Origin of the sequence: Falsiroseomonas sp., assembly GCF_051860665.1 — a bacterium.
In the GTDB taxonomy this organism is placed as follows: Bacteria; Pseudomonadota; Alphaproteobacteria; order Acetobacterales; family Acetobacteraceae; genus Falsiroseomonas.
Genome location: NZ_JBHYDM010000001.1, coordinates 80066 through 97475, shown reverse-complemented (window position 1 = coordinate 97475; position 17410 = coordinate 80066). Strand labels below are relative to the sequence as shown.

The 17410-nt window shown below is 71.8% G+C and carries 14 protein-coding genes; 6 read left to right on the top strand and 8 right to left on the bottom strand.

Annotated elements, in window-relative coordinates; translation table 11 throughout:
* The first annotated feature begins 80 nt into the window (after window positions 1–80).
* Window positions 81–884 (top strand): class II aldolase/adducin family protein, encoded by an 804-nt coding sequence (locus ACTIF1_RS00350; protein ID WP_439594373.1) that lies wholly within the window; start codon window positions 81–83, stop codon window positions 882–884.
* On the opposite strand, the gene ACTIF1_RS00345 is transcribed toward ACTIF1_RS00350, so the two are convergent.
* A complete protein-coding gene (locus ACTIF1_RS00345) occupies window positions 872–1939 on the bottom strand; it encodes an amidohydrolase family protein (protein ID WP_439594372.1) in 1068 nt (355 codons plus the stop codon). The two genes, ACTIF1_RS00350 and ACTIF1_RS00345, sit on opposite strands and share 13 nt — an antisense overlap.
* Before the next feature lie 119 nt (window positions 1940–2058).
* On the opposite strand from ACTIF1_RS00345, the gene ACTIF1_RS00340 reads away from it, so the two are divergent.
* Window positions 2059–4704 carry a type II toxin-antitoxin system ParD family antitoxin gene (locus tag ACTIF1_RS00340; RefSeq protein ID WP_439594371.1) on the top strand — a complete coding sequence of 882 codons (2646 nt, stop codon included), beginning with the start codon at window positions 2059–2061 and terminating at the stop codon, window positions 4702–4704.
* A gap of 23 nt (window positions 4705–4727) precedes the next feature.
* Here the strand turns inward: ACTIF1_RS00340 and ACTIF1_RS00335 are convergent, their stop codons facing one another.
* Complete coding sequence (locus ACTIF1_RS00335) at window positions 4728–5465, bottom strand: SH3 domain-containing protein (RefSeq protein ID WP_439594370.1); 738 nt, start codon at window positions 5463–5465, stop codon at window positions 4728–4730.
* 99 nt (window positions 5466–5564) lie between these two features.
* Window positions 5565–6164 (bottom strand): TetR/AcrR family transcriptional regulator, encoded by a 600-nt coding sequence (locus ACTIF1_RS00330; RefSeq protein WP_439594369.1) that lies wholly within the window; start codon window positions 6162–6164, stop codon window positions 5565–5567.
* Window positions 6165–6293: 129 nt separating this feature from the next.
* Here ACTIF1_RS00330 and ACTIF1_RS00325 point away from each other — a divergent pair, with 129 nt between their 5' ends.
* From ACTIF1_RS00325 to ACTIF1_RS00315, 3 genes are read left to right on the top strand one after another with little or no spacing between them, the layout of a single operon-like run.
* Window positions 6294–7508 carry an efflux RND transporter periplasmic adaptor subunit gene (locus ACTIF1_RS00325; protein ID WP_439594368.1) on the top strand — a complete coding sequence of 405 codons (1215 nt, stop codon included), beginning with the start codon at window positions 6294–6296 and terminating at the stop codon, window positions 7506–7508.
* A gap of 30 nt (window positions 7509–7538) precedes the next feature.
* Window positions 7539–10709, top strand: coding sequence for an efflux RND transporter permease subunit (locus ACTIF1_RS00320; protein ID WP_439594367.1), 3171 nt, complete (start codon window positions 7539–7541; stop codon window positions 10707–10709).
* Between the two features lie 52 nt (window positions 10710–10761).
* On the top strand, window positions 10762–11754 hold the full coding sequence (locus ACTIF1_RS00315; protein WP_439594366.1) for a ketopantoate reductase family protein: 993 nt from the start codon (window positions 10762–10764) through the stop codon (window positions 11752–11754).
* Between the two features lie 39 nt (window positions 11755–11793).
* Here the strand turns inward: ACTIF1_RS00315 and fabI are convergent, their stop codons facing one another.
* The 5 genes from fabI to ACTIF1_RS00290 all read right to left on the bottom strand — a co-directional run bounded on the left by fabI (window position 11794) and on the right by ACTIF1_RS00290 (window position 16392).
* Window positions 11794–12567, bottom strand: coding sequence for an enoyl-ACP reductase FabI (gene fabI, locus ACTIF1_RS00310; protein WP_439594365.1), 774 nt, complete (start codon window positions 12565–12567; stop codon window positions 11794–11796).
* Window positions 12564–13739: an acetate/propionate family kinase gene (locus ACTIF1_RS00305; RefSeq protein ID WP_439594364.1), complete on the bottom strand. Its 1176-nt coding sequence runs from the start codon at window positions 13737–13739 to the stop codon at window positions 12564–12566. The genes fabI and ACTIF1_RS00305 overlap by 4 nt, the downstream gene beginning before the upstream one ends.
* Window positions 13732–15111: a bifunctional enoyl-CoA hydratase/phosphate acetyltransferase gene (locus tag ACTIF1_RS00300; protein ID WP_439594363.1), complete on the bottom strand. Its 1380-nt coding sequence runs from the start codon at window positions 15109–15111 to the stop codon at window positions 13732–13734. The genes ACTIF1_RS00305 and ACTIF1_RS00300 overlap by 8 nt, the downstream gene beginning before the upstream one ends.
* A 121-nt stretch (window positions 15112–15232) precedes the next feature.
* The gene (locus ACTIF1_RS00295; RefSeq protein WP_439594362.1) at window positions 15233–15670 is read right to left on the bottom strand and encodes a hypothetical protein; all 438 of its coding nucleotides are present in this window, start codon (window positions 15668–15670) and stop codon (window positions 15233–15235) included.
* Window positions 15667–16392: a DUF2786 domain-containing protein gene (locus tag ACTIF1_RS00290; RefSeq protein WP_439594361.1), complete on the bottom strand. Its 726-nt coding sequence runs from the start codon at window positions 16390–16392 to the stop codon at window positions 15667–15669. The genes ACTIF1_RS00295 and ACTIF1_RS00290 overlap by 4 nt, the downstream gene beginning before the upstream one ends.
* Before the next feature lie 73 nt (window positions 16393–16465).
* Between ACTIF1_RS00290 and ACTIF1_RS00285 the strand changes: the two genes are divergently transcribed.
* Window positions 16466–17410 carry a ring-cleaving dioxygenase gene (locus ACTIF1_RS00285; RefSeq protein WP_439594360.1) on the top strand — a complete coding sequence of 315 codons (945 nt, stop codon included), beginning with the start codon at window positions 16466–16468 and terminating at the stop codon, window positions 17408–17410.

The following is a 17410-nucleotide window of genomic DNA, read 5'->3' as shown; positions in this document are numbered from 1 at the left end:
TCCCTTCTCCCGCTGCCTGCCCGAAACTGGCGCCAGCAAGAATGCCAGGCCCAAGGCCGGCCGGAGAAGGAAACGCCCGCATGGATGCCGCCGCCCCCCGCTACGACACCAACTGGCCCTCGATCCGCGACGAGGTCAGCCCCACGGAATGGCGCGCGCGCTGCGACCTCGCCGCCTGCTACCGGCTGATGGACGTCCACGGCATGACGGACCTGATCTACAACCACATCACCCTGCGCATCCCCGGCACGGATCACCTGCTGATCAACCTCTACGGGCTGCTCTACAAGGAGATCACGGCGACCTCGCTGGTGAAGATCGACGTCGAGGGCAATATCCTGTGGAAGCCGGATACCGACTACGGCATCAACAAGTCCGGCTACGTGATCCACGGCGCCATCCACAAGGCGCGGCCGGATGTGGCGGCGGTGATCCATACGCATACGCGCGCCGGCATGGCGGTGGCCGCGATGAAGTGCGGGCTGCTGCCGCTGAGCCAGACCTCCATCCGTTTCGTCGGCCATCTCGGCTATCACGACTATGAGGGCCCGGCCATCGACCTCTCGGAGCGGGAGCGGATCGTGCGCGACCTCGGCGTGCATGATGCGCTGGTCTTCCGCAACCACGGCCTTCTGACCTGTGGCGCGACGCTGCCGCAGGCCTTCAACACCATGTACCAGCTGGAAATGTCCTGCCGCGCCCAGGTGGATGCCATGGCGGCGCGCACGGAACTGACCATGCCGGGCGAGGAGATCCTGGCGAAGACCGCGCATCTCTACCAGCCCGGCGCGCGGCGGCCCTATGGCGTGCTGGAATGGCACGCCATGCTGCGGCAGCTCGAGGCGGAGCAGAAGGCCTCCGGCTATCCCCCCTACGACGTCTGAACCAAGGCCGGGTCCAGCCCGTAGACGCGCGCCGCGGTGCCGGCAAACAGCGCCGCGCGCTCCGCGGCGCTCGCGCCCTGGGCCAGGCGCTTGAAGGCATTCCACAGCACGCCGTAGCTGCACATGCCCTTGTCGACCGGGAAGTTGCTCTCGAACATGCAGCGCGGGGCGCCGAAGGCCTCGAGCAGCGTCGCGATCACAGGGCGCCAGGCCTCGGCCAGAGTTTCGGAAGTCGGCGGGCGGTCGGCCAGGTCGAAGTCGTGGCCGCCCACCTCCATCGCCAGGCCGCCGAGCTTCATCATCACATTCGGCAGCGCCGCCAGCGGCATCACCGCCGCGCGCCACTCGGCCAGGGCTTCGGCCCGTCGGCCGGCATAGGGGCCGATGCCGAGCGGCCCGCCGCAATGGTTCACCACCACCGTCAGTTCCGGCACCGCCCGCGCCAGCGCCACCACCAGCGGCAGCTGCGTGTGATAGGCCCAGACATCCAGCACCAGCCCCTGCCGCGCCAGCTCCCGCGCGCCGTCGACGAAGCGCGGATCGCCCAGCGGCCCCGGCGGGGGGCCGATCAGGTTGGAGCGCACCTCCGGCGAAGGATGCCAGGCCGTGCGGTTGCGGACGCCGCGGAAGCGCGGGCCGGCGGCGGCGCGATGCGCCTCCAGCAGCGGTGCCACGCGATCGCCCAGCGTCAGGTCGACGAAGCCGATGATCCCGGCGCAGGCGCGCAGCCGTCCGTAGCGGCCGCTGGCGCTGGCCGAGGCGATGCCATTGACGTATTCGGTCTCGCCCAGCGGGCGCATCTCCTCCGGCCCCTCGGCGCGGTACATGGAGGCGCATTGCACGAAGATGGTGGCCCGGATGTCGTGGCCGGTGGCGGTGTCCTGCAGCAGTTCCGCCAGCTCGTAGCGCTCGTCCGCGCGGTCCCAGAGGTGGTGGTGCGGGTCGATGATCGGCAGGGCGGGGTCCAGCGCCGCCTCCCGCAGCTGGTCGAGCCAGGCTTCGCGGATGGCGACCTGGCGGGAGGCATTGAGGCGGGGCGGCGGGTGCGGGGACATGCGGCCAGGATGCGCGGGGCAGGGCTGGCGGCGCAAGCCGGCCCTCCGCCGGGGCAGGGGCAGAACCGCGGGCCTGTGGCAAAGATTGACACATCGGCGCGCAGTCGGAACAATCCCGCATGGCCCTCCGAAGGACGCGCAACGTCTCCCTGACGCCACAGCTCGACGCGCTGATCGATGCGCGCATTGCCAGCGGACACTACCGCAGTTCCAGCGAGGTGGTCCGGGCCGCGCTGCGGCTGCTGGAGGCGGCGGAGACGGCCGCCACACCCCCCGTTGCCGTCGCCGAGGAGGCCGGCTTCCGCCTGCTGGCCGAAAGCGCCCCGGCCATGCTCTGGATGGGCGACGCATCGGGCCAGTGCATCTACCTGAACCGCGCGCTGCGCGCCTTCTGGGGCGTCGGCGCCGAGGCGATGGCGGGCTTCGACTGGATCTCGCGGCTGCATCCGGAGGATGCCGCCATGGTCGCCGCCTGCTTCCAAAACGGCCGGCAGACCCGCACCGGCTTCACGGTGGAGGCGCGCTACCGCGATGCCGGCGGCGACTGGCGGCTGCTGCGGACCGAGGCCGAGCCCCGCTTCGCCGCCGATGGCGTCTTCCTGGGCCTTGTCGGCACCAATGCCGATGTCACCGAGCTGCGTCGCAACGAGGTGGCGCTGCGCGAGGGCGAGGCCCGGCTGCGCGACCTGGTGGCGACGCTCGACCTTGCCAGCGTGCTGGTGCGCGACCTGGATGGTACCATCCGCTTCTGGGCCGAGGGCTGCCAGCGCCTCTACGGCTGGACGGCGGAGGAGGCGTTGGGCCAGCCGGCGCATCGGCTGCTGGACTCGGAATTCCCCCGGCCGCAGGCGGAGATCGAGGCGCTGCTGCTGCAGGACGGCGCCTGGAAGGGGGAGGTGCGGCAGCGGCGCCGCGATGGCAGCCAGGTGGCGGTCTCGGTGCAGATGGCGCTGCGGCGCGATGCGGAGGGGCGGCCCGTCGCCATCGCCGAGAGCCTGACCGATGTCACCGTGCTGCGGCGGACCGAGGCCGGGCTGAGCGCCAGCGAGGAGCGCCTACGCATGGCGCAGGAGGCGGCGGAGATCGGCATCTTCGACTGGGATGCGGAGCGTCGCGTCACCAGCTGGTCGCCCGAGATGTTCCGCCTGATGGGCATCGACCCCGCCACGCCGCCGGAGGCCTGGTTCCCCGCCTGGCTGGAGCGGCTGCATCCGGAGGACCGGACGCGGGCGGAGGGGGAGGCGCGGGCCTTGATGGAGCGCCCCGGCCCGCTGCAGATCGAATACCGCGTGCAGCGGCCCGATGGCTGCGTGCGCTGGATGCTCGCCCGCGGCATGGTGGAGGCCGATGCGGCCGGGGCGGTGCGGCGGATCCTCGGTGTCACGCTCGACGTCACCAGCCTGCGCCTGGCGGAGGCCAAGGCGCGGGTGAGCGAGGCGCGGCAGCGCGCGCTCTTCGATGCGGCGCCCTTCGCGGTGATCGTGATCGACCCGGTGACGCACGAGATCCTGGATGTGAACGATCGCGCCTGCACCGAATACGGCTATGCGCGGGAGGACTTCGTGCGGCTGCACATCAGCGATATCGACGTGCTGGGCAGCGCGGAGATCCGCGCCCGCGGCCGGCGCTGCGTGGCGGGCCCCGGCGCGCAGGAATTCGAGGCGCAGCACCGCACCAGCAGCGGCGCCATCCGCGACGTGCTGGTGCGGGTGCAGGGGCTGGAGGTGGAGGGCCGCCAGCTGACCTATGGCGCGCATATCGACATCACCGACCGCAAGGCGGCCGAATCCGCGCTGCGCAGCAGCGATGCGCGGCTGCGCCTGGCGCTGGAGGCGGCGGAATTCGGCAGCTGGGAATATGACATCGCCAAGGACCTCGCCCGCCGGCGGGGCCTGCTGCAGGGCGATTTCCCGGGCCTTCCCGACGAGGGATTCTCCATGGCCGCCTGGCTGGAGCCGGTCCACCCCGAGGACCGGGACATGGTGGAGGCGCGGCTGCGCGCGGTCTGCGAGGGACGCAGCCCGCGCTTCGAGGCGGAATTGCGCGTGCCGGCGCCGGAGGGTGGCTGGCGCTGGGTCGCCTCCCGCGGCGCGGTCGTGGAGACCAGCGCGGAGGGGCTTCCCCTGGTGGTGGCCGGGGTGGCGCGCGACATCACCGAAAGCCGGCAGGCGGTGGAACGCCAGACGCTGCTGATGCGGGAGGTGGATCACCGCGCCAAGAACGCCCTGGCCGTGGTGATGGCGGCGCTGCGCCTGACCAAGGCGCCGGACCTGCCGAGCTATATCCGCGCCATCGAGGGCCGGGTGGGCGCGCTGGCCCGGGCGCAGACGCTGCTGGCGGACCGGCAATGGGATGGCGCGGAGCTGGAGACGCTGCTGCGCGGCGAGGTCGCGCCCTTCCTGGGTGGCCAGCGCGTGACCATGGAAGGGCCGCCGGTCACCCTTTCCCCGGTGGTGGCGCAGGCCCTGGCCATGGCGGTGCATGAGCTGGCGACCAATGCGGTGAAGCATGGCGCCCTGTCCACCGCGGCCGGCCATGTGCGGCTGGCCTGGAGCTGGTCCGACGCGGAGCCGGGCCGGGTGCTGCGCCTGCACTGGACGGAGACCGGCGGACCGCCGCTGCCGCCCGTGCCGGCGCGGCGCGGCTTCGGCTCCCGCGTGCTGGAAGCCACGGTGCGCGGCCAGTTGAGCGGCCAGCTCACGCTCGACTGGCGGCGCGAAGGGCTGGACTGCCGTATCGAACTGCCGCTCGGCCGGCGGCGCTGAGCCCAGGCCCCTGGCCTGTCCCGCTACAGCGGTGCGGGCGCCAGCAGCGTGCCATGCGCCCAGCCGGCGGGCGCTGTTTCGTCGCCGATCTGCACCCAGCCGCCCGGCGCCTGGCCATGCACCCGGAAGGCGCGGCCGCGCTCGGCCACCCAGAGGATCTCGGCCGTGCCGCTGGGGCTGGCGCGCACCCGCACCGGATTCAGCACGGTGACGCTGGCGCTGGGCCCGGCCGCGGCTTCGGTGGCAGGGGCAGGCTGCGGCGCGGTGCCGGCCGCGACCCGCACCACCGGCTCCGCACCCTGGACGGGCAGCGTGCCGCAATAGCGCCGGCGCGGCTCCCCCGGCGAGCCGCCGCGCCAGAGGCCAGGCGCATCCTCCATCACCACCAGCGGCTGGCTGCCGCGCTGGCCCATCCGCGCATCGCGGACGGCGGCGGAGGTCGGGATGACGCGCGCCACCACATCGGCCGGCGGGCCGGAGGCGGCGTGCAGGCTGGCGCAGACGGCCAGCTCCTCGCCCTCGCCCAGGCGGACCAGCCGGATGTCCTGCAGCGCCCCCGTCTGGCCGGCACGGCGCAGCTGCGCCTCCACCGCAAGCAGCGCCGCCTGTTCGGTGGCGCGGCTGGTGCCGCTGGGGCCGGGCAGGGTCTCGGCCGCGACATCGGGGGCCATGCCGCCGTCCCGGCCGCTGTTCCAGCTCCAGGATGCGGCGCCGCCGGCGGCGAGGCCCAGGGCGGCGAAGGCGAGAAGGGGTAGGGCCATTCGGCGCATGACGCGTCTCACCAATCCAGTTTTAATGTCGCGCCCCTTACGCGCGCCACACCGACTGGTTCCGTGATGACGCGGGCTTGTGCCCGGCGCTCAGTCCCCTGCGGGGGCCGGCTGCGGCAGCCCGCTGCGCAGAACCGCCTCCGCGCCCTGCCGCAGCACCTGGCCGGCGCGCTCCGCCCCCAGATAGGGCAGGCTGGCCCAGGCGCCATCCATCAGCATGGCCAGGCTCTCCCCCAGCAGGGCCGCATCCGCCGCCCCGGCCTGCCGCGCCAGCTCCACCAGCCGGTCGCGGATCGTGGCCTTCTGCTGCGCCACCAGCTGGTGGATGGGATGCGCCGGGTCGGGGAATTCGGCCTGGGCCAGCAGCAGCGGGCAGCCGCGGTAATCCGGGTCGTGCAGCTTCGCCACCACGGCGGCGATCAGCGCCTGCAGCCGGGCGACCGGCGTCGGCGCCTCCGCCGTCACCTGCTGGAACCAGGCATCGTAGCCGTCCTTGTCGTCGCAGAGCACCGCCGCCACCAGCGCATCCTTGCTCGGATAGGTCCGGTACAGGCTCATCTTGGTGGCCTCCGCCACGCGGCAGACCTCCTCGATGCCCGTGGCGCGGATGCCGTGGCGGTAGAACAGGTCCTTCGCCGCCGCCTGGATGCGCTCGGCAGCCTTGGGACGATCGGCGGGGCTGGTCGACATGGTGGCAGGAACTCCCTTCGCGACGGGCTGCCTTTTCCGGCGGTCCGGGCGGCAGCGCCTCTTGATGATACCGACCGGTCACTTACCTAGGGACGAACCGGTCGGTATCATTCGGCCCTGGAGATTGTCATGCCGGACCCCCTGAACAAGGCCTCCGCCCCCGCAAACCTCGGAAATCTATGGTCCGACTGGCTGCGTCGCGCGCTGCCCCTGCCGGCCGCCGCCCTGCTGGCCGCCAGCCTGGCCCAGCCCGCCGCGGCCCAGCAGGCGCCCCCCGCACCCCCCGTCACCGTCGCCACCCCGCTCACCCGCAACGTGACCCAATGGGATGAGCATACCGGGCGGATCGAGCCCTCCGCCCTGGTCGAGCTGCGGCCGCGCGTCTCCGGCCAGGTCATGCAGGTGCATTTCCAGGATGGCGCCCTGGTGCGGGAGGGGGAGCTGCTCTTCACCCTGGACCAGCGCCCCTTCCGCATCGCCGTGGACAGCGCCCGCGCCGAGGTGGCGCGCAACGAGGCGCGGCTGGCCTTGGCGCAGCAGCAGCTGCAGCGCTATGCCGGCCTCACCGCCCAGCGCTATTCCTCCGAGGCTGACCAGGACAATCGCCGCGGCGCGGTGCGGGAGGCCCAGGCCGGCCTCGCCGCCAGCCAGGCGGCGCTCCGCCAGGCCGAGCTGGAGCTGGAATTCTCCGAGATCCGCGCCCCGCGCCCTGGCCGCGTCAGCGACCGCAGGGTCGATGCCGGCAACCTGGTGCAGCAGGGCACCACCCTGCTGACCACGCTGGTGGCGCTCGACCCCGTCTATGTCACCTTCGATGCCAGCGAGGCGCAGTACCTGCGCTATGCCCGCGCCGCGCAAAGAGGCTCCCAGGGGGGCTTCCGCCCGGCGGGCGGGGAGGGCGGCGCGCAGGTGCAGCTGCGCCTGCTGGACGAGACGGAATTCGGCCATGAGGGCCGGGTGAACTTCGTCGACAGCACCTTCGACGCGCGCAGCGGCACCATCCGCGGCCGCGCGGTGATCGCCAATCCGGAGCTCTTCCTCACCCCCGGCAGCTTCGCCCGCCTGCGGCTGTTTGCCGGCGATGCGGAGGCGCTGATGGTGCCGGATGCGGCGGTGGTGGCGGACCAGTCCGGCCGCATGGTGCTGACCGTGGCGCCGGACGGCACGGTGGCGCCGCGCCCGGTGCAGCTCGGCCCGCTGGTCGATGGGCTGCGCGTGGTGCGGCACGGACTCGGCCCGCAGGACCGCGTCATCATCGGCGGCCTGCACCGCGCCCGCCCGGGCAGCCGCGTCACCGCCCAGCAGGGCAGTTTCGGGCAAAGCCCGCTGGCCTCCGCGCGCTGAACCGCCGCGACTCAGAAGGTCTCCCGCGCCATGCGCCTCGCCCGCTTCTTCATCGACCGCCCGGTCTTCGCGGCGGTCATTTCCATCGCCCTCGTCCTGGTCGGCGCCATCGCGGCGCTGCGCCTGCCGGTGGCGGAATACCCCGAGATCGCGCCGCCCACGGTGCAGATCACCGCGACCTATCCCGGCGCCTCCGCCGAGACCATCGCCCAGACCGTCGCCGGCCCCATCGAGCAGGAGGTGAACGGCGTCGACGGCATGCTCTACCTCTCCTCGCAATCGACGGGTGACGGCCGGCTCGCCATCAGCGTCGTCTTCCGCCAGGGCGTCGATGTCGACCAGGCGCAGGTGCTGGTGCAGAACCGCGTGGCCGTGGCCGAGCCGCGGCTGCCGGAGGAGGTGCGCCGCCTGGGCATCACCGTGCGCAAGGCCTCGCCCGACCTGCTGATGGTCGTGCACATGACCTCGCCCGATGGCAGCCGCAGCGCCGAATACGTCTCCAACTACGCGACGCTCGCCATCAAGGACCGGCTGTCGCGCATCGACGGCATCGGCGATGCGCAGGTCTTCGGCGCCCGCGATTATGCGATGCGCGTCTGGCTGGATCCGGATCGCGTCGCCGCCCGCGGCCTGGCACCGGGCGATGTGGTGCAGGCGCTGCAGCGCGCCAATGCGCAGGTCGCCGCCGGCGCCATCGGCCAGGCGCCACGCGCCGACGCCGCCGGCGCCTTCGAGACCAGCGTGCAGGCCCAGGGCCGGCTGGAGACGCCGGAGCAGTTCGACGAACAGGTGATCGCGACGGGGCAGGGCGGTGCCCCGCTGCGGCTGCGCGATGTGGCGCGGACGGAGATCGGCGCCGCCGACTATTCGGTGAACGCGCTGCTGAACAACCAGGTGGCCACCGCCATCGTCATCTTCCAGCGCCCCGGCAGCAATGCGCTGGAGACCGCCGCCGCCGTGCGCGCCACCATGGAGGAAGCCGCCCGCAGCTTCCCGCCCGGCATCGGCTGGAGCGTGGTCTATGACCCCACGCGCTTCATCGCCCAGAGCATGGAAGCGGTGCTGCACACCTTCGCGGAAGCCGTGCTGCTGGTGGTGCTGGTGGTGATCCTGTTCCTGCAGAACTGGCGCGCCGCCGTCATCCCGCTTCTGGCGATTCCGGTCTCCATCATCGGCACCTTCGCGGTGCTGCTGATGCTGGGCTTCACGCTGAACACGCTGACCATGTTCGGCCTGATCCTGGCCATCGGCATCGTGGTCGACGACGCCATCGTGGTGGTGGAGAATGTCGAGCGGCACATGGCAGAAGGGCTTTCGCCGCTGGAGGCCACGCGCCGCACCATGGACGAGGTCGGCTTCGCGCTGATCGCCATCGCCCTGGTGCTGGTGGCGGTCTTCGTGCCGACCGCCTTCATCAGCGGCATTTCCGGCGCCTTCTACCGGCAATTCGCGGTGACCATCTCGGTCGCCACGCTGCTCTCGGCGCTGGTCTCGCTCACCCTGTCGCCGGCGCTGGCGGCGATCCTGCTGAAGCCGCATGGCCACACGAAGCCGCGCGGGCTGATGGCACCCATCGGCCTGTTCTTCCGCGGCTTCAACTGGGTCTTCGACCGCATGTCGCTGGGCTATGGCGGGCTGACGCGGCGGCTGGTGCGGCTGCCGGTGATCCTGCTGCTGCTCTATGCCGGGCTGCTGGCGGCCACCGGCCATTCGGTGCTGACCACGCCGACCGGGCTGATCCCGCAGCTCGACCGCGGCTATTTCATCGCCGCCTTCCAGCTGCCGCCGGGCGCCAGCCTCAGCCGCACGGATGCGGTGGTGCGCCGCGCCTCGGACGCCATCCTGGCGACACCGGGCGTGGAAAGCGCGGTGGCCTTCGTCGGCTTCGACGGCGCCACCTTCACCAATGCGCCGAATACCGGCGTGGTCTTCGCCAGCCTGAAGCCTTTTGCCGATCGCACGGCGGAGGGGCTGACCGGCAACGGCATCCTGGCCGATCTGCAGGGGCGGCTGATGGGCGAGGACCTGGCGCAGGTGCTGGTGCTGCCGCCGCCTTCCGTGCCGGGCATCGGCACCGGCGGCGGCTTCAAGCTGATGATCCAGGACCGCGCCGGCCGTGGGCCGCGGGAGCTGGAACGCGCCACCCAGCAGGTGCTGGCCGCCGCCAATGGCGCGCCCGGCATCGCCTTCGCCTTCAGCCTGTTCAACACCGCCACGCCGCAGATCCGCGCCGAGATCGACCGCTCCCGCGCCGAGATGCTGGGCGTGCCGATCTCCCGCGTGCATGAGGCGATGGGCATCTACATGGGCTCCGCCTTCGTCAACGACTTCAACCTGCTGGGCCGCACCTGGCGGGTGACGGCGCAGGCGGATATGCAGCATCGCATGGGAGTGGAGGATATCGCCCGGCTGCGTACCCGCAGCGACGATGGCGGCATGGTGCCGCTGGGCAGCATCGCCACCTTCCACGAAACCTCCGGCCCCTATCGCGTGCCGCGCTACAACCTGTTCCCGGCCGCGGAAGTGCAGGGCGCGGCGCTGCCCGGCATCTCCACCGGCCAGGCCATCGCGGCGATGGAGGAGGTGCTGCGCACCAGCCTGCCCGAGGGCTTCGGCTACGAATGGACGGAGCTCGCGCTGCAGGAGCGCATCGCCGGCAATACCGCGCCGATCGCCTTCGGTATGGCCGTGGTCTTCGTCTTCCTGGTGCTGGCGGCGATGTATGAAAGCTGGCTGCTGCCGCTGGCGGTGGTGATGATCGCGCCGATGTCGGTGCTGGCGGCGCTGCTCGGCGTCGGCTTCTCCGGCCTTGACAACAACGTGCTGGTGCAGGTCGGGCTGGTGGTGCTGGTGGGGCTGGCGGCGAAGAACGCCATCCTGATCGTCGAATTCGCCCGCGCGGCGGAGCTGGCGGGGGCGACGCGGTGGGAGGCGGCGGCGGATGCGGCGCGCACCCGGCTGCGGCCGATCCTGATGACCTCGCTGGCCTTCATCCTTGGCGTGCTGCCGCTGACCATCGCGACCGGGGCGGGGGCGGAGATGCGGCAGAGCCTGGGCATCGCGGTCTTCTACGGCATGCTGGGCGTGACGCTGTTCGGCCTGTTCTTCACGCCGCTGTTCTACGTGGTGGCGCGCGCGATGGCGCGCCGCGCCACGCCCGCCCCGGCCTTGCAGCCGGCGCATGAAACAGGGGGGGCTTGAGCTTCGGCGCGTCCCGGTCCGCAATGCGCCCCGAGTCGAGGAGAATGGGGCCATGCGGATCTGCATCTTCGGCGCGGGCGCCATCGGCGGCTTCATCGCCGCCTATATGGCCCGCGCCGGTATCGAGGTTTCGGTCGTCGCGCGCGGCGCGCATCTCGCGGCGATCCAGGCCAGAGGCCTGAGCATCGAGACGCGCGACGAGCGCTTCACCGTGCAGGTCAAGGCCAGCGCGGATCCGGCCGAGCTGGGCCCGCAGGACGGCGTCTTCGTCACCGTCAAGGCGCCGGCCCTGCCCGGCGTGGCCGGCCAGCTCGCCCCGCTGCTGGGGCCGGATACGCCCGTCACCTTCCTCACCAACGGCATCCCCTGGTGGTATTTCCGGGGGCATGGCGGCGAATGGGACGGGCGGCCGCTGCCGACGCTCGATCCCGGCGAGGCGATCTGGTCCGCCATAGGCCCGCGCCGACTGGTCGGCGGCATCGCCTGGCCGGCGAGCAGCGTGCCGGAACCTGGGCTGGTGCGCATGACCGATCCGCGCAGCCGCCCCACCATCCTCGGCGCGCCGGATGGATCGGACATGCCGGGCGCAAGGCTGCTGGCCCAGGCGCTGGAGACGGCGACGCTGCCCGTCGTGATCGACAACCGCATCCGCGACCGGATCTGGGAGAAACTCGCCTTCAACCTCAGCGCCGGCCCCCTGACCGTGCTCACGGAAACGCCGGTGCGTGCGACGCAGGAAGAAGCCGCGCTGGTCGAGGCCTCGCGCCGCATCCTGTCGGAGGTCGCGGCGCTGATCGCGGCGCTGGGCTGCCGGGCGGAGATCGATGTGGCGCGCATCCTCGACCAGAACAGCCGCCTCGGCCACCGCCCCAGCGTGCTGCAGGACTTGGCGGCACGCCGCCCGATGGAGATCGAGGCGCTGTACAACGTGCCGCTGGAGCTCGCGGCGCTGACCGGCGTGAAGATGCCGACGCTCGAGATGCTGGCCGCGCTGATCCGCGTGAAGGCGCGGGAGCTGGGGCTCTGGAGTCCTGCCCCCGTCTAGAGCACGACCCGTCCAGTTGGACGGATCTCGTGCTTTAGATTAGGCCACCGTGTGGAAGCCGTTGTCGGCATAGATCACCGAACCCGACATCGGCGCCGCGCTCTCGCTCGCCAGGAAGGCGGCGATGCGGCCGATCTCCTCGATGCCGACCAGTCGGCCGGCCGGCGTGCGGTCCCGCACCCGGTCCAGCAGGGCATCGAAGCGGTCGATGCCGGAGGCGGCGCGGGTGCGGATGGCGCCGGCGGAGATCGCATGCGCGCGGATTCGCCGCGGCGCGAGATCCGCGGCGATGGCGCGGACGCTGGCCTCCAGCGCCGCCTTCACCGGGCCCATCAGGTTGTAGTTCTCCACCACCCGGTCGGCGCCGTAGAAGCTCACCGTCATCAGGCTGCCGCCTTCCGTCATCAGCGGCGCGGCGAGGCGCGCCATTCGGATGAAGGAATGGCAGGAGACATCCATGGCCAGGGCGAAACCCGCCGCCGAGCAATCCACCAGGCTGGCATGCAGATCCTCGCGCGGGGCGAAGGCGATGGAATGCAGCAGGAAATCCAGCCGGCCCCATTCGGCGCGCAGCCTGTCGAAGACCGCCTCCAGCTGGCCAGGCTCGCGCACGTCGCAGGGCAGCAGCAGCCGCGCGCCAACCGCCTCCGCCACCGGCCGCACGAAGGGTTCGGCCTTCTCGTTCAGATAGGTCACGGCGAGTTCCGCGCCCGCCTGGCGGAAGGCGCTGGCGCAGCCGGCGGCGATGCTGTCGCGATTGGCGATGCCCACCACCAGGCCGCGCTTGCCGGTCAGGTCGATCAACGGCGTCATCGGGCCTCTCCTCCTCGCAGCAGGCTCAGCGCCTCATCCGCCACCACCTGCTCCTCGTCCGTCGGGATCACCAGCGCGGCGATGCGGCTGGCGGCGGCGCTGATGCGCGGCGCATTGGCCGCATTGGCCGCGTCATCCAGAACCAGGCCCAGCCAGCCGAGCCGCGCGCAGACATCGGCGCGGATCGGTGGCTGGTTCTCGCCGATGCCGGCGGTGAAGACCAGCGCATCCAGCCCACCCAGCGTCGCGGCGAGCCGCGCCACCTCACCGGCGATGCGGAAGGTGAAAAGCGCGATCGCCTCCCGAGCCGATGCCGCATCGCTCTCCAGCAGCACGCGGCTGTCGGCGCTGAGGCCCGAGACGCCGAGCAGGCCGCTGCGGTGGTAGAGCATGTCCTCCACCTCCGCGTGGCTGTGGCCTTCCAGCAGATGCAGCACCACGCCCGCATCCAGAGCACCGCAGCGCGTCGCCATCGGGATTCCATCCAGTGTGGAGAAGCCCATGCTGCTGTCCCGGCTGCGGCCGCCCTGCAGCGCGCAGAGGCTGGCGCCGCTACCGAGATGCGCCACCACAACGCGGCCCTGCGCCAGTTCCGGCGGCAGGTTCCGGGCGATGGAGGCATAGGACAGGCCATGGAAGCCGTAGCGCCGGATGCCTTCGTCATGCAGCGCGCGCGGGATGGCGAAGCGGGTGACCAGCTCTGCCTGCGTGCGGTGGAAGGCGGTGTCGAAGGAGGCCGTCTGCGTCACCTCCGGCCGCAAGCGCCGCAGGGCGCGGATCAGTCGCAGGCTGTGCGGCTGGTGCAGCGGCGCGCGCGGCGTCAGCGCCTCGATCGCCGCCAGCGTCGCCGCATCGATGCGCGCCGGCCCGGCGAAATCCTGCCCGCCATGCACCACGCGATGGCCGATGCCGAACAGCCGCTGCATGTCGCAGTGCCGCGCCAGCCAGCCCAGCGTCTCCGCCATCACCGCGCCGAGATACTCTCCGGGCGCGGCCTGCAGATCGACGTCGAAGACCGCGGGGCCTTCCGTCAGATGAAGTCGCAGCGGCGCCTTCCGGAAATCGATGACGCCCCGCGCCAGGCGCTGCGCCTGGCCGGAGGCGACGTCGAAGATGCCGATCTTGACGCTGGAGGAGCCGGCATTGAGGGTCAGCAGCAGCGCGCTAGCCATGCGCCACCAGCTTGGCGAGCGCGGCGGAGGCGATGCGCGAGGTCAGCGAATCCGCGCGGCTGGTCAGCACGATCGGCACCCTGGCACCCAGCACCAGCCCCGCCGCGGTGGCGCCTGCCAGGTGGATCAGCTGCTTCGCCAGCATATTGCCGGCCTCCAGATCCGGCACCAGCAGGATATCCGCCTGGCCCGCGACCGGAGAGATGATGCCCTTGATGCGTGCCGCATCGGCACTGATCGCATTGTCGAAGGCCAGCGGCCCATCGACCTTGGCGCCGGTGATCTGCCCGCGCGCCGCCATCACCGTCAGCGCCGCGGCATCGAGGGTGGAGGGCATGGCGGCACTCACCGTCTCCACCGCCGCCAGCACGGCCACCAGCGGCATCGCCGTGCCCAGCCGGTGCATCAGGTCGATCGCGTTCTGGCAGATGTCGCGCTTCTGCGCGAGATCCGGCTGGATATTGATGGCGGCGTCGGTGATCAGCAGCGGCTTGGCATAGGCCGCCACATCCAGCGCATAGACATGGCTGATGCGCCGCTCCGTCCGCAGGCCGGCCCCACGCGCCACCACGGCGCCCAGCAGCTCGTCGCTATGCAGGCTGCCCTTCATCAACATGCCGAGGCGGCCGGCGGCGGCGAGTTGCACCGCGCGCGCCGCCGCCGCATGGCTGTGCGGCACGTCCTCGATCGCGAAGCCCTCAAGCGAGACCTGCGCGGCCTCCGCCGCCGCGCGGATTTTCGGCTCGGGCCCGATCAGCAAAGGCTCCAGCAGCCCCTCCGCGCGCAGCTCGACGGCGGCGAGGATGGCGGCGGTGGAGCAGGGATGCACGATGCCGGCGGCGACCGGCGGCCCGCCGCGGGCGCGCTGGATCAGCGCATCGTAGCGGTCGTGCCGGTGCAGCAGGACCTCCGGCAGGCGCATGCGCGGCCAGGTGATGGCGCGGTCCGGCGCGATGACCGTGGCCGTGCCTGACAGCACCTGCTCGCCCGCCTGGTTGGTGCAGATGGTCTCCAGCAGCACGATGCGCTTGTGCTCGCGCTTCTCCCGCACCGTGACGGTCGCGGTGACCGTATCGCCCGGCGCCACCGGCCGCAGGAACTTCAGCTCCTGCCCCAGATAGATGGTGCCGGGCCCGGGCAGCCGCGTGCCGAGCACGGCGGAGATCAGCGCCGCCGTCCACATGCCATGCGCGACGACATGGCCGAACAGTCCCGTGGCCGCAAAGGCCGCATCGAGATGCGCCGGATTCACATCACCGGAGACGCTGGCGAAGAGTTCGATATCGTCGCGTCCGACGATGCGCACGACGGAGGCGGTGTCGCCCGGCTGCAATTCGTCGAAGGTCCGGTTGCGGAGCAGGTCCTGGTCCATCATTCCCACCACGGCAAGGCGGAGGGGCAGCGCGCGCCGCGCCAACTCTCCTGCCCTGCGGCCTGTCTCGCAGTTTTCACGCCGAGCGGGAAGCCCGGGCGCGATGACGCGGCCATGACATTCAGGCCCGCGTCAGCAGCACGGGCCGCGCTTCGGGATTCCAGGCGATGCCGGCCTCGGCCAGGGAGTCCGCCAGCAGCGCGCGATCCAGCCGCGCATGGCGCACCAGCAGATGCACATAGAGGCCGACGAAGTCGGGGCCATGATCGCCCGGCCTGCCATCGTCGTGGTCGGCCAGCGCATGCGCGATCTCATGCAGCAGCACCCAGCTCGGCAATTCGTCCGGCGCCTCGATGGCCAGGCGGCTGCCGGTGGCGAGCGTCGCGCGCGTCGCCTTGCGGTGGCGGATGCGCGGCGGCCAGCGCAGCCCTTCCGACGCCCAGACATGATCCACCAGCGCCTGCATGTTTTCGAAGCGCACGACCGAGCGGTCGCGCGGCGCCACCACGCGATCCTCCCAGGCATAGACGCGGCGTGCCGCGGCCTCGCGCCGGCTCACTTCGGCAGCAACCCGCGCCCGGCCCCGGCGCCCACCGGCCGTTCCAGGCTGACGCGGCGCCCCGCCTCCTGCCCCTGCCGATAGGCGGCGCTGTCGCTGACCCGCCGCGTGGTGGAACGGGAGCGCAGGCGGATGCCGAGGTCGCGAAACGCCTCCGTCACCCGCTTCTCCTTCGCCACCACCAGGGCGGTGCCGGTGCTTGGCGCCGCCGCCTCCGCCGCCTGGCGATGCTGCGCCAATTCATCCAGCCGGTCCGAGACGCGCTCGGCAAAGCCATACCGGAAGCTGCGCAGCCGCTGCTGCGTCGTCTGCCGGCTGCGGCGGAAGGCCTCGCTGGCGCGAAAGACCTGCTCCTCATGATCCACCGCGCCGGCCACCAGGTGCAGCAGGTATTCGCCCATCAGCACATCGGGCTCCAGCCCGAACAGCACCATCTCGTGGCGCCCGTTCATCCAGCCGCGCGTCTCCGTCAGCCGGATGATCGCCATGAAGATGATGGACACCGCCTGCAGCCGCGGGCCGGTGATGGTGACGCTGCGCTGGATGCACACCTCCTGGCGCAGCTCCACCTCGGACATGCTGAGGCCATAGACTTCCAGCAGCTCCCCCACCTTCTGGGCGGCGATCATCGCCTCGGCCTCGGAACAGCCGCGGTCGATGGTCTTGGCCGCCAGGGCGCGGATGCGGCCCTTCACCTTGTCCAGTTCCGTCCTTTGCGTCATGTCCCGCGCGGGGTCTCCTGCATGGCCTGCTGCGGCACCCCATATCGGGTGCGGAGCGCGGAAGGAGAATAGGATGCAGCTGCACGGACTTCACCACCTGACGGCCGTTTCGGCCGATGCGCCGGGGAATCACGATTTCTACACCCGCGTGCTGGGCATGCGCCTGGTCAAGAAGACCGTGAACCAGGACGATGTCAGCGCCTATCACCTGTTCTATGCCGATGGTGCGGCCAGCCCCGGCACCGACCTGACCTTCTTCGACTGGCCCGTGCGACGGGAGGGGCGTGGCACCCACGCCATCGTGCGCACCGGCCTGCGCGTGGCCGGCACCGCGGCACTCGACTATTGGGCGGCGCGCCTGGCGGAGCACGGCGTGGCGCATGGCGGCGTGCGCGAGGTGGATGGCCGGCCGCAGCTGGCATTCGAGGATGCGGAGGGGCAGCGCCTGGCCCTGGTGGCGGATGGCGGCGGGGGCGAGGCGCATCCCTGGTCGCGCAGCCCGGTGCCGGCGGAAAGCCAGATCCGCGGCCTCGGCCCCGTCACCCTCAGCGTGCCGCAGCTGCGCCTGTCCGCCCTGTTCCTGACGGAGGTCCTGGCGATGCGGGAGGCGCGGCGCTATGCGGCGCCTGACGCGCCGGAGACACAGGTGCATGTCTTCGAGATGGGCGAGGGCGGTCCGGCGGCGGAGCTGCATCTGCGCGTCGAGCCGCACCTGCCCCAGGCGCAGCCCGGCGCCGGCGGCGTGCATCATGTGGCCTTCCGGGTGCGGGACGAGGAATACGGCCATTCGGTGGACCGGCTGAACCGCCTGCGCATCCCCTCCAGCGGCCCGGTGGACCGCTACTATTTCCGCAGCCTCTATGCGCGGGAGCCGAACGGGATCCTGTACGAGATCGCGACCGATGGCCCCGGCTTCGCGGTGGATGAGCCGATGGAGACGCTGGGCGAGGGCCTGGCCCTGCCGCCCTTCCTGGAGCCGCGGCGCGCCGAGATCGAGCGGGGGCTGAAGCCGTTGTGA

Coding starts and splice junctions, on each gene's coding strand:
- ACTIF1_RS00350 (WP_439594373.1), top strand. CDS start 81: ATGGATGCCGCCGCCCCCCGCTACGACACCAACTGGCCCTCGATCCGC.
- ACTIF1_RS00345 (WP_439594372.1), bottom strand. CDS start 1,939: ATGTCCCCGCACCCGCCGCCCCGCCTCAATGCCTCCCGCCAGGTCGCC.
- ACTIF1_RS00340 (WP_439594371.1), top strand. CDS start 2,059: ATGGCCCTCCGAAGGACGCGCAACGTCTCCCTGACGCCACAGCTCGAC.
- ACTIF1_RS00335 (WP_439594370.1), bottom strand. CDS start 5,465: ATGGCCCTACCCCTTCTCGCCTTCGCCGCCCTGGGCCTCGCCGCCGGC.
- ACTIF1_RS00330 (WP_439594369.1), bottom strand. CDS start 6,164: ATGTCGACCAGCCCCGCCGATCGTCCCAAGGCTGCCGAGCGCATCCAG.
- ACTIF1_RS00325 (WP_439594368.1), top strand. CDS start 6,294: ATGCCGGACCCCCTGAACAAGGCCTCCGCCCCCGCAAACCTCGGAAAT.
- ACTIF1_RS00320 (WP_439594367.1), top strand. CDS start 7,539: ATGCGCCTCGCCCGCTTCTTCATCGACCGCCCGGTCTTCGCGGCGGTC.
- ACTIF1_RS00315 (WP_439594366.1), top strand. CDS start 10,762: ATGCGGATCTGCATCTTCGGCGCGGGCGCCATCGGCGGCTTCATCGCC.
- fabI (WP_439594365.1), bottom strand. CDS start 12,567: ATGACGCCGTTGATCGACCTGACCGGCAAGCGCGGCCTGGTGGTGGGC.
- ACTIF1_RS00305 (WP_439594364.1), bottom strand. CDS start 13,739: ATGGCTAGCGCGCTGCTGCTGACCCTCAATGCCGGCTCCTCCAGCGTC.
- ACTIF1_RS00300 (WP_439594363.1), bottom strand. CDS start 15,111: ATGGACCAGGACCTGCTCCGCAACCGGACCTTCGACGAATTGCAGCCG.
- ACTIF1_RS00290 (WP_439594361.1), bottom strand. CDS start 16,392: ATGACGCAAAGGACGGAACTGGACAAGGTGAAGGGCCGCATCCGCGCC.
- ACTIF1_RS00285 (WP_439594360.1), top strand. CDS start 16,466: ATGCAGCTGCACGGACTTCACCACCTGACGGCCGTTTCGGCCGATGCG.